This is a genomic window from Mesorhizobium sp. M7A.F.Ca.AU.001.01.1.1 (assembly GCF_004022735.1).
Classification (GTDB): domain Bacteria; phylum Pseudomonadota; class Alphaproteobacteria; order Rhizobiales; family Rhizobiaceae; genus Mesorhizobium; species Mesorhizobium ciceri.
The window spans coordinates 1-9,615 of sequence record NZ_RZPF01000183.1; the positions used below are offsets into that span (position 1 = coordinate 1).

Sequence of the window (9,615 nt, forward strand, 5' to 3'; positions counted from 1 at the left end):
GTTCGCCGGTGCGCGATCTCTGTGCCAAAACCATCGGCGGCAAGCTAACGGCCGACCAGATCCGCGGCGCTTTCGACACTGCCTTCGGGGCGGGAGCAGGGGACCGCGTGCGCGTTTCCTGCGTCATCGATCCGTCGAGCGGCAGGCGGCTGATCGGCGAACTGACGCTCGGCCTCGCCGGCCCGATCGGCCCAAACAGCGCGCTCAAGGACCTGCTGCTGGCTTCGGTGCCGACCAACAAGGCAGGCTGCCCGACCGGCACCGTCGACGCTATCGGGTTCCAGTAAGGGCGGCTGAACGGCGCCCAGACTGCACGAGCAGCGGTCCAAGCTTGTCCGTGTGATTGGCCTGATCTGGCAAAAGCGATTGCCGTTCGCCGCCGCATCGCCTACATAGCGGCCAACCTCCATTCAATTCGACAAATCCAGTCGGTTTTTCAGGGAAAGCGCGCGTGGCACGCCAGTTCATCTATCACATGGCCGGCCTCAACAAGGCCTATGGCACCAAGAAGGTGCTCGAGAATGTCCATCTCTCCTTCTATCCGGACGCCAAGATCGGCATCCTCGGCCCCAACGGTTCGGGCAAGTCGACGATCCTCAAGATCATGGCTGGGCTCGACAAGGAGTGGAACGGCGAAGCGTGGCTCGCCGAAGGCGCCACTGTCGGCTACCTGGCGCAGGAGCCGGCGCTCGATCCGGACAAGACCGTGTTCGAAAACATCATGGAAGGCGTCGCCGCCAAGACCGCCATCATCGAGCGCTACAACGAATTGATGATGAACTATTCCGACGAGACGGCCGACGAGTCGGCCAAGCTCCAGGACGAGATGGACCGGCTGAACCTATGGGACCTCGAACAGCAGGTCGAGATGGCGATGGAAGCGCTGGGCTGCCCGCCCAAGGATTCGGAAGTCACCAAGCTTTCGGGCGGCGAGCGCCGCCGCGTCGCGCTTTGCCAGCTTTTGCTGCGCCAGCCCGACCTTCTGCTGCTCGACGAACCGACCAACCATCTCGACGCCGAAACCACGGCATGGCTGGAAAAGCATCTGCGTGCCTATCCGGGCGCCGTGATGATCATCACCCACGATCGCTACTTCCTCGACAACGTCACCGGCTGGATCCTGGAACTCGATCGCGGCCGCGGCATTCCCTATGAGGGCAACTACACCAAATACCTCGAAGCCAAGGCCAAGCGGCTCAAGCAGGAAGGCCGCGAGGACGATGCCCGCCAGCGCGCCATCGGCCGCGAGCGCGAATGGATCCAGTCGAGCCCGAAGGCCCGCCAGACCAAGTCCAAGGCGCGTATCCAGGCGTTCCAGGACCTTTTGGATGCAGCCGACAAGCGGCGTCCGAGCGATACGCAGATCGTCATCCCGCACGGCGAGCGGCTCGGCAATGTCGTGATCGAGGCGGAAGGCCTGTCGAAGGGCTTTGGTGACACGCTGCTCATCGACGGCCTGGAATTCAAGCTGCCGCCCGGCGGCATCGTCGGCGTCATCGGCCCGAACGGCGCCGGCAAGACGACACTGTTTCGCATGATCACCGGCCAGGAAAAGCCGGATGCGGGTTCTGTGCGCGTCGGCGAAACGGTGAAGCTCGGCTATGTCGACCAGAGCCGCGATGCTCTCGATCCGTCGAAGACGGTGTGGGAAGAGATTTCCGGCGGCGCAGAAGTGGTCAAGCTCGGCAAGTTCGAGGCCAACACGCGCGCCTATTGCGCGTCGTTCAACTTCCGTGGCGGCGACCAGCAGCAGAAGGTCGGCAACCTCTCCGGCGGCCAGCGCAACCGCGTGCATTTGGCCAAGATGTTGAAGACCGGCGGCAATGTGCTGCTGCTCGACGAACCGACCAACGATCTCGATACCGAAACGCTGGCCGCACTCGAAGACGCGCTGGAAAATTTCGGTGGCTGCGCGGTCATCATCTCGCACGATCGCATGTTCCTCGACCGCCTGGCGACGCACATCCTCGCCTTCGAGGGCGACAGCCATGTCGAATGGTTCGAGGGCAATTTCGAGGATTACGAGCAGGACAAGATCCGCCGCCTCGGGCCGGATGCCGTCAACCCGCACCGCATGACCTACAAGAGGCTGACGCGGTAGGGGGGGTTCCGGGCGGCGATCTCAACCGGCATGAGGAGCTCAAATGGCTGATTGGTCCGCCGCCCAATATCTGAAATTCGAAGACGAGCGCACGCGGCCCGCGCGGGATCTTGTGGCGCAGGTGCCCGTCGACTTTCCACGCCGGGTCGTCGACATCGGCTGCGGGCCGGGCAACTCGACCGAACTGCTTGTCGAGCGCTGGCCGGATGCTGAGGTGAGCGGCTTCGACACTTCGCCCGACATGATCGAGAAGGCGCGGGCTCGCTTGCCCGAGGTCACCTTTGATCTGGCCGATGCCTCCAAATGGCAGCCGGCGGAGCCGGTCGACGTGATTTTTGCCAATGCGGTGTTCCAGTGGCTGCCCGAGCATCCCGCAGTCTTCCAGCGGCTGATGGGTTTCCTCGCGCCAGGCGGCGCGCTTGCCATCCAGATGCCCGACAATCTGGGCGAGGACTCCCACCGCCTGATGCGCGAGACCGCCGCCGAATTGCCGTTTGCCGAAAAGCTCAAGGGCGCGGCACGCGGGCCGTTGCCGCCGGTGTCGTCCTACTATGACCTCCTGTCGCCGCTCAGTGATCGGCTGGATATCTGGCATACCATCTACAACCACCCGCTTGCCGACGCGCAGGCGATCGTCGAATGGGTGAAGTCGACGGGCCTGAAACCGTTCCTCGATCCGCTGGATTCCGACGAACGGGCGATGTTCCTCGAAAGCTACACGGCCAAGATCGCCAAGGCCTATCCGAAAACGGCTAGCGGCAAGGTGCTTTTGCGCTTTCCACGCATCTTCATCGTTGCCAAGCGGGCCTGATTATCCATGTTGCACGAGGACCAGTCCGGCCTAAACCTTTGGTTTAAGCCGGCGTAAACCGCCGCGGTGAGAAAACTGTTGCGCCGGAGCGTTCCGGCGCCCACATGAAGCCCGCAACGCCTGCGGATGGGACGGACTGGACATGCATCGCGTCATCATCAGCGGCATCGGCGTTGAAATCCCTGAAGCCACAATCACCAATGAAGAGCTGGTGGCCAGCTTCAATGCCTGGGTCGACGCGGAGAATGCGCGCCGCCTGGGCACCGACGAGCCGCCGCTGGCGAAATCGGATAGCGACTTCATCGTCCACGCTTCGGGCGTGCGCACCCGTCATGTCATCGAGCGCGAAGGCATTCTCGACCCGACCCGCATGTCGCCGCGCATTCCGGCTCGGCCCGACGATGCGCTGTCGCTCGAAGCCGAGTTCGGCATCGCCTCGGCGAAGAAGGCTCTCGAGCATGCGGGGCTACAGCCGTCGGATATAGACCTGGTGATCTGCTCGGCCTCGCATCACCAGCGGCCCTATCCGGCGATCGCCATCGAAATGCAGGAGGCGCTGGGCACGAAGGGCGCAGGCTTCGACATGGGGCTCGGCTGTTCTTCGGCGGCGGCGGCCTTGCACATCGCCGTCAATTTGGTGCGGTCGGGCGCGCACAAGCGCATTCTGGTGACGACGCCCGAGATCATCACCGGCCATCTCAATTTCCGCGACCGGCAGACGCATTTCATTTTCGGCGACGCTTCGGTGTCGATGGTGGTCGAAGGCCTGGCCAAGGGCGACAAGCGGCCGGGGCGCTTCGAGGTGCTCGACACGCGCATCTGGACGCAGATGTCGAACAACATCCGCACCAATCTGGGCTACCATACCCGCACCGCCCAGGATGATCCCTACATGATCAATCTGGAAGGCAACCTGATCAAGCAGGTCGGCAACAAGGTGTTCAAGGAAGTCACCGTCGCCGGGCAGAAATTCATCGTCGAATTCCTCGCCGAGCACGGGCTGACGCCGCAGGCGATCAGGCGCTTCTGGCTGCATCAGGCCAATGCGCGGATGAATGCGATGATCCTGAAGCTGTCGTTCGGCCACGAGGTCGATCACGACCGCGCGCCAATGGTGCTGGAGCGGCTGGGCAACACGGCGGGCGCCGGGGCCATCGTCGCGCTGTCGGAGAACCACGCCGATATGAAGCCGGGCGATTTCGGTCTGATCTGCGCCTTCGGCGCGGGCTATTCGATCGGCGGCGCGCTGCTGAGAATGCTTTGAGGCTGCCGCGTCATGCTGGTGCGAACGGCACCAGCATCGGAACGCGCGCGGCATAGTCGTCATAGGCGCTGCCCAGTTCGCCGCGCAGGAAATTTTCTTCCAGCCTGGCTTTCGTCACGATGCCGATGATGAGCAGCGCGGTTCCGGCTATGCCCCACATGGTGCCCTTGGCTGCCATGGTGGCGAGGATCGCCAGCAGCAATCCGGTGTAGATCGGATGCCGGACAAGGCCATACGGGCCGGTGTTGACGACACGGTGCCCGGCCTTGGCGGTGATGGTGCCCGACCACAGCCTGCCGAGATGCAGGCGCGCCCACCAGGCAAAGGCGATGCCGATGGCGATCAGGGCGACACAGATCCAGGCTTCGGGGAGATCAGGCATCCACAGCCTGAGCCGGCCTTCATAGCCGTGCGCCGGAATGAACAGCAGCACCGCGCCGGCTATCCAGAGACCCCGATAGCGGGCCTCCGCCTTGAACCCGGCGCGCTTCTGGGCAGGGTCGGACCACAAAGCGGCGACGGCCCAGCTTCCTGCCCAGATCAACCAAAGCAACGTGATTGCCGTCACAGGTCGCATGATCAGCCTCCGCAAACCGTCTGGACGTCACTATGAAACCGGCACCGCGCGCCGGCAATGCGGTGCGAGATCGATGACAGGTAAGAAAAGCGTGATCGCGATCCTATCGGTGCTGTTGATCGGACGATCAGCACTTTCGACTGGACGCCGCGAAGCGCGCCCGGCTAATTCGCTGGATGACGAATAGAAAGAACGCCATGCCGGATCTCTTCCCCGAGGCTGAAAAGCCGGTTGAAATCATTGCCGCGCGAAAGCTTGCCGCCAGGGCGGCAGCGCTTTACGTGGCGCCGGCGGATCATTTTCAGACGCGCCCGGTGGACGAATTGCGGCTGGGTTTCGACGGCATTTCAGGCGATTTCCATGCCGGGCCGACACGGCGCTCGGGCGGGCGCGAGCCCTGGTATCCGCGCGGCACTGAAATGCGCAACGAACGGCAGCTGTCGATCGTGGCAGCGGATGAACTCGCCATCGTCGCCGAGCGCATGCGCCTGGCCGAGATCAGGCCGGAGTGGATCGGCGCCAATCTTGTGATCGAAGGGGTGCCGAACCTCTCCATGCTGCCGGCCGGCACGCTGCTGTTCTTCAAGGGCGGCGTGACAGTCAAGGTCGACGCGCAGAATGGTCCGTGCCGCATCGCCGGCCGGTCGATCGCGGAGAACGCCGGAATGGCCGACGTCGAAGCCGGCGCTCTGCTGTTCCCGAAAGCGGCGAAGCGGCTGCGCGGCATTGTCACCTGGGTAGAGAAGCCAGGCACGGTTAGGGCAGGCGAAGAGATATCGCTGCGCGTGCCGGAGCAGTGGATTTATCAAGCCTGAGGGCCGGCTACGCCGCCCATGGAGCGGCGCAGCAAAAGCGCTGGACTTCAGCCCTTGCGGTTCTTCTTCACGCCTTGCGCCATGATGGAAACGTCGTCCCACTTCTCCCAGGTGGCAATGCGGTTGGCGTATTCCTGCTTGATCATCGGCAGGCCGCCATCGCCGAAGAATACCCGCAGCGGCGGCTCGGCGGCGTCGACAATGGCCAGCATGGCCGGCCCGGTGGCGTCTGGATCGCCGGCGACCGAATTGGCGCGGCGCTCGGCCATCTTGGCACGGGCGGGCGCATAGGCCTCGATCGGTTGGGATACCTTGGCCGACGGCCCGGCCCAGTCGGTGGAGAAACCGCCCGGCTCGACCAGCGTCACATGGATGCCGAATTCCGCGACCTCGATGCTGAGCGACTGGCTGAAGGCCTCCAGCGCCCATTTCGAGGCGTGGTAGAGGCCGAGCGAGGCAAAGGCATTGACGCCGCCGATCGACGAGATCTGGATGATGTGGCCGGAACGCTGTGCCCGCATGATCGGCAGTGCGGCCTGAGTGACCCACAGAGCGCCGAAGACATTGGTTTCGATCTGGTCGCGAGCTTCCTGTTCGCTGACCTCCTCGATGGCGCCGAAATGGCCGTAGCCGGCATTGTTGATGACGACGTCGAGCCGGCCAAAACGCTTGTGCGCCTCGGCGACAGCGGCATCGACGGCTTTCTTGTCGGTGACGTCGAGCTTTATCGCGGCAATCCTGTCGCCGTATTTCTCGACGAGATCGGCGAGGGTGCCAGCATCGCGGGCGGTTGCCGCGACGCGGTCGCCTCGGGCGAGTGCAGCCTCGGCCCAGACGCGGCCAAAGCCCTTCGACGATCCGGTGATGAACCAAACCTTGTTTGTCATGATCTTGGAGTCCTTGCCCCTGCGGGCGTGATTTTGGATGAAAGCGGAGGCTTCTCCGCTTTCGGGCATATACGGTCGATCCTCTGATTTTCCAGAGGCGACGGGAATCTTTTGACAAAGACGCCTGAATTATCGGAGATAATTCACCTGAGACGACCAGGCCGGGTCCTCGTGCTTTTGCCAGTAGCGCGCCATCAGCCGGCTGGTGATCGGTCCGACCTTGCCATTGGCGATCGCCGCGCCGTCGATCTCCGTCACCGGCATGATGCCGCCCGCAGTGGAGGTGATGAATACCTCGTCGGCCTCGCGCAATGCGGTGACGCTGAGATCGGTCGCCGTGGCGGCAAGGCCTTCTTCTGCACAGAGATCGAAGACGGTGCGGCGGGTGACGCCGGGCAGCACGCCGGTGGCCGGCGTCGACAGTTTGCCGTCCTTGACGCAGAAGACGTTGAAGCCCGGGCCTTCGGCGACATTGCCGTTGAAGTCGAGGAGCAACGCGGTCTCTGCACCGCGGTCATAGGCATCGTAGAGGCCGCGCACCAGATCGAGCCAGTGGTAATTCTTGATCGCCGGGTCGATCGAGGCCGGCGGAATACGCATCTTGTCGCTGATGGCGACGCGCAGGCCGCGCTGCAGCTGCTCGGCATTGGCGACCGAGCCGAACGGCACGGCGAAGGCCATGAAGCGGTTGACCGCCTGGCGCGGGTCGCGGCTGAAGGTCGGAGAGGCGCCGCGCGTGCACAGCATTTCGACATAGGCGGCGCGATGACCGGACAGCGCTACGCAATTGTGCAAGATTTCGGTCACGCCGTCGCGGTCGAAGGGAATGGTCATGCGCAGCTTTTCCAGCCCGCCGAGGAAGCGGTCGAGATGCAGATCGAGGCGGAAGAAGCGGCCGTTCCAGACATGCACGGTGTCGTAGGTTGCGTCGGAATGCAGAAAACCCCAGTCCAGCACCGAGATCTTGGCCTGCGACATCGGCAGGTATTGGCCGTCGAGAAAGGCGATGCCGTCGGGGTAGGAATGCGGGTCGACATGGCGGTCGCCAACCACGGGCAGTTGCTTCTCGTCCTGTGTCGTCGCCGTGTGGCTCATTGGGGCTTCCTGTCACGCAAGGCAAGATCAGTAGGCTATCGGCGCTGGGCAGAAGGCATAGAGCCACCCGCCCGGTGCTGTTCGGCCTCGATGACGATCTCGTCGATACATTGGATCGGAATTGCCTTAGATTGCGCGCTCTGAACGGGAGGGGGAAGATGGGCAGGCTTGGGGCCGTCATAGCAGCCATGACGATGTTCGCCGCTGCGGGCGAAGCCAGCGCCCAGTGCGCGCGCGAAGGCGATGAATTGTGCCAGGGCGGGCAGACCTATCGCTGCGAGAAAACCGGCAGCGAATTGACACCGATCTTCCAGAACCTGCCTTGCGCGGTGCCGTCGCTGAGCGGCACCTGGGTCGGCAGCGGCCATCAAAGCCCGGCGGGTGACGCCGGGGCCGACTGGCCGATCGCCATGACCATCAACGATGGCAGCGCGTCGATCGACTATCCGTCACTCGGTTGCGGCGGATCGCTGTCACAGACGTCCAGTGACGGCATTTCGGCGGAATACCACGAGAGCATCACCTACGGTCAGGACAAATGCGTCGACGGCGGCAACATCACCGTCAGGTTTTTCAAGGGAAATCTGTCCTGGACCTGGATCGGCCAGGCCGATGGTCAGCCCTATAATGCGGTCGCAGTGCTTAAGCGGAAGTAGCCGTGGTCATTCCTCCTCGTCATCCGCGTCGAGCAGGCGCGTCGCGCGCCAGCGAGTGAGCACGACGTTGGTCTGCTCGATGACGAAGAAACGCGCCGAGTCGCGGTCGTAACCTTCGCTCAGCAGTTTCTCGTAATCTGTGTGCATGTGGCGGATATGGGCAATCGTCGCCAGCCATACGGCGATGCCTGGTGGCAAGGTCTTCATGTGGACCGCGCCGGCGTCGCCGCGGATCTTCTCCATGTCGGCATAGGGTGCCAGCGGCAGAAGTGCTGTCAGCGCCTTGGCGATGGCGCGGCGGCGACCGGTGGGCGCCGTCATCGCCGAACCCCGTTGGGCTCGTCGCGCCCTTCGATGGTCGCCTCGGCAATGGCGTCGGTCGAGGCGAAATAAGGTTTGATGTCGATGACCGGAGTGCCGTCGAGCACGTCGATGGCGTCGAGATCGATGCGGCCGGTGTTTTGGTCGAGCCCGACGAGCCTGGCCACATGCAGCCCGATTGGGTTGGGGCGGGCAGGGGAGCGCAGCGAAAATACGCCTTTTGCTTCGGCCGCATGGCGTGGTTTCTGCACAATCAGGTCCCGCGGCGCGTGATGCAGCCAGGACAGGATGATGACGTGGCTGGCGCGCTCCAGCCCCCGTAAGCCATTTCGGTAGGGCGCGTCGATGGTCAGCACTGCCTTCTGCCCGGTCTCGCGCGCGGCGCGCATGTTCTTCGGGCAGGTTTCGCGCGTCGTCCACGGCGAGGCAATGCGGCCGATGAAGACGATGCCGTCATCCGGCGGCATCAGTGCGGGATCGTTTTCCAGCCTCTGCTCGCCTTCGCGGGCCTCGAACATCTCACGCGGTCCAGTCATGGCCCATGTCTCTTAAAACGCCACACAAGCGGCATTTTCTTGTCCGGAAGCGACATAGCGCTTGCAAGGTTTCGAAAACTGACATAAACATATGTTTATATCTTTTCAAAGAGAATACGCTGATGCATGTCTCGCTCGACACTATGGTGGATACGTTAAAGGCGGCGGCCGAATCCAGCCGATTGCGCATACTGGCACTTCTGTCGCGCGGTGACCTCACCGTTTCCGATCTTACCGAAATTCTCGGCCAGTCGCAGCCGCGCGTTTCGCGGCACCTGAAGCTGCTTCTGGAGGCAGGGCTGATCGGCCGCTACCAGGAAGGGTCCTGGGCCTTCTTCCGCCTGTCGGATGCGGATTCCGCGCGTGACTTCGTCATGGGCCTGGTTTCCGGCATTCGCGGCGCCGATCCGCAGGTCGAGCGCGATCTTGAGCGCCTGGCCTCGGTCAAGCGCAAGCGGCAGGACCGGGCGGTCGAGTATTTTTCCGTGAATGCGGCAAGCTGGGACCATATCCGCTCGCTTCATGTGCCGGACCGCGCCGTCGAAGCCGCAA

The 9,615-nt window shown here is 63.3% G+C and carries 11 protein-coding genes and 1 pseudogene; 7 read left to right on the top strand and 5 right to left on the bottom strand.

Annotated features, from left to right (window positions below; all coding sequences use genetic code 11):
• From EN884_RS13645 to EN884_RS13660, 4 genes and pseudogenes are all read left to right on the top strand, one after another.
• A pseudogene (locus EN884_RS13645) lies at positions 1-287 on the top strand (ribonuclease); the annotation flags it as partial.
• 164 nt (positions 288-451) lie between these two features.
• Entirely contained in the window at positions 452-2,101 is a 1,650-nt protein-coding gene (gene ettA / locus EN884_RS13650) for an energy-dependent translational throttle protein EttA (RefSeq protein WP_013530923.1), read from the top strand.
• Positions 2,102-2,144: 43 nt separating this feature from the next.
• Positions 2,145-2,912 carry a trans-aconitate 2-methyltransferase gene (gene tam / locus EN884_RS13655; RefSeq protein WP_063168496.1) on the top strand — a complete coding sequence of 256 codons (768 nt, stop codon included), beginning with the start codon at positions 2,145-2,147 and terminating at the stop codon, positions 2,910-2,912.
• 142 nt (positions 2,913-3,054) lie between these two features.
• Positions 3,055-4,176 (top strand): beta-ketoacyl-ACP synthase III, encoded by a 1,122-nt coding sequence (locus EN884_RS13660; protein ID WP_027160654.1) that lies wholly within the window; start codon positions 3,055-3,057, stop codon positions 4,174-4,176.
• Between the two features lie 10 nt (positions 4,177-4,186).
• Here the strand turns inward: EN884_RS13660 and EN884_RS13665 are convergent, their stop codons facing one another.
• Positions 4,187-4,753, bottom strand: a complete 567-nt coding sequence (locus EN884_RS13665) for an isoprenylcysteine carboxylmethyltransferase family protein (protein ID WP_063168495.1) — start codon at positions 4,751-4,753, stop codon at positions 4,187-4,189.
• Positions 4,754-4,950: 197 nt separating this feature from the next.
• Here EN884_RS13665 and EN884_RS13670 point away from each other — a divergent pair, with 197 nt between their 5' ends.
• Positions 4,951-5,568 carry an MOSC domain-containing protein gene (locus EN884_RS13670; RefSeq protein ID WP_063168494.1) on the top strand — a complete coding sequence of 206 codons (618 nt, stop codon included), beginning with the start codon at positions 4,951-4,953 and terminating at the stop codon, positions 5,566-5,568.
• 47 nt (positions 5,569-5,615) lie between these two features.
• On the opposite strand, the gene EN884_RS13675 is transcribed toward EN884_RS13670, so the two are convergent.
• Positions 5,616-6,455 carry an SDR family oxidoreductase gene (locus EN884_RS13675; protein WP_063170269.1) on the bottom strand — a complete coding sequence of 280 codons (840 nt, stop codon included), beginning with the start codon at positions 6,453-6,455 and terminating at the stop codon, positions 5,616-5,618.
• 129 nt (positions 6,456-6,584) lie between these two features.
• Positions 6,585-7,550 (bottom strand): D-amino acid aminotransferase, encoded by a 966-nt coding sequence (locus tag EN884_RS13680; RefSeq protein ID WP_063168493.1) that lies wholly within the window; start codon positions 7,548-7,550, stop codon positions 6,585-6,587.
• A gap of 158 nt (positions 7,551-7,708) precedes the next feature.
• On the opposite strand from EN884_RS13680, the gene EN884_RS13685 reads away from it, so the two are divergent.
• Positions 7,709-8,206, top strand: a complete 498-nt coding sequence (locus EN884_RS13685; RefSeq protein ID WP_063168492.1) for a hypothetical protein — start codon at positions 7,709-7,711, stop codon at positions 8,204-8,206.
• 6 nt (positions 8,207-8,212) lie between these two features.
• Here the strand turns inward: EN884_RS13685 and EN884_RS13690 are convergent, their stop codons facing one another.
• Positions 8,213-8,527 (bottom strand): DUF2293 domain-containing protein, encoded by a 315-nt coding sequence (locus tag EN884_RS13690; RefSeq protein ID WP_013530931.1) that lies wholly within the window; start codon positions 8,525-8,527, stop codon positions 8,213-8,215.
• Entirely contained in the window at positions 8,524-9,063 is a 540-nt protein-coding gene (tsaA, locus tag EN884_RS13695; protein WP_063168491.1) for a tRNA (N6-threonylcarbamoyladenosine(37)-N6)-methyltransferase TrmO, read from the bottom strand. Before tsaA ends, EN884_RS13690 begins: the two co-directional genes overlap by 4 nt.
• Before the next feature lie 122 nt (positions 9,064-9,185).
• Between tsaA and EN884_RS13700 the strand changes: the two genes are divergently transcribed.
• The coding region (locus EN884_RS13700) for a metalloregulator ArsR/SmtB family transcription factor (protein ID WP_164895004.1) at positions 9,186-9,615 on the top strand (430 nt) is incomplete at its 3' end.